This is a genomic window from Vibrio sp. Vb1026, from assembly GCF_033338745.1.
Lineage (GTDB): Bacteria > Pseudomonadota > Gammaproteobacteria > Enterobacterales > Vibrionaceae > Vibrio > Vibrio alginolyticus.
In genome coordinates this window covers 1-1,029 of the sequence record NZ_JAWOTH010000214.1, presented here as the reverse complement: position 1 = coordinate 1,029, position 1,029 = coordinate 1, and the positions used below count along the sequence as shown (strand labels likewise).

The 1,029-nt window shown below is 48.8% G+C and carries 1 protein-coding gene; it reads left to right on the top strand.

Annotation, left to right across the window (positions count from 1 at the left end):
• Position 1: 1 nt before the first annotated feature.
• Positions 2-1,029: Hsp70 family protein (locus tag R7E47_RS25385; RefSeq protein ID WP_318085591.1), on the top strand; the 1,028-nt coding region annotated here is incomplete at its 3' end.

Here is a 1,029-nt window from a genome sequence, read left to right as displayed (position 1 = left end):
TATGGCATCTCCTCGTTTTCTTGTTGGTATTGACCTTGGCACCACAAACACTGTGGTGGCCTACTGTGAAATAACCGACAACCTTGAACAATCCGAAGTATCCCTATTTGACATTGACCAACTGATTGGTCCGGGCGAAGTCGTTCGTAAACCACTTCTGCCCTCTTTCCGCTATCATCCAGCTGTAGGTCAAATCTCCCCTTCTGACCTCACTCTTCCTTGGGACAACGAACCTGTTGCCGGCGACATTAACAATGTCATCGTTGGTGAATGGGCTCGCGAATTAGGCGCGAAAGTAGAAGGCCGTCAGGTATCCAGCGCGAAAAGCTGGCTCTCACATCAAGCGGTTGATCGTAACTCAGACATTCTTCCTTGGGCTGGTGCGCAAGACGTGGATAAAGTCTCGCCAGTTATTGCCAGCGCAAGTTACCTCAATCACATTCGTCAAGCATGGAACTACCGTCATCCAAGTAACAAACTCGAAGACCAAGACGTAGTTGTCACCGTTCCGGCATCGTTTGATGAAACCGCGCGTAAACTGACACTTGAAGCCGCCGAGCTTGCTGGCTTGAAAAAAATCGTCTTGCTCGAAGAGCCACAGGCGGTGTGTTACGACTGGTATGCACGCCACCAGCAAACCGCGGCTGACGAATTAAAAGGTCTGCCACTAATCCTTGTTTGCGATGTGGGTGGTGGTACGACCGACTTAAGCCTGATAGAAGCTAAGTTCACCAATAGCGACTTAGCACTTGATCGTATTGGCGTTGGTGAACACTTAATGCTAGGGGGTGATAACCTCGACTTAGCGTTAGCGCACCTTGCTGAAAGTCGCTTCAGTCAAAACAAAAAACTCACTGCAGCAAGCCTGACTAAGCTGATTCAACAAACTCGTAAAGCCAAAGAAAACCTGCTCTCAACAAGCGCGCCTAACGAAGTAAAGATAACCATGCTAGGCAGTGGTTCTAAGCTGCTTGGTGGAACCAAGAGTATTGCTCTAAGCAAACAAGAAGTGCACCAAATCGCATTGGA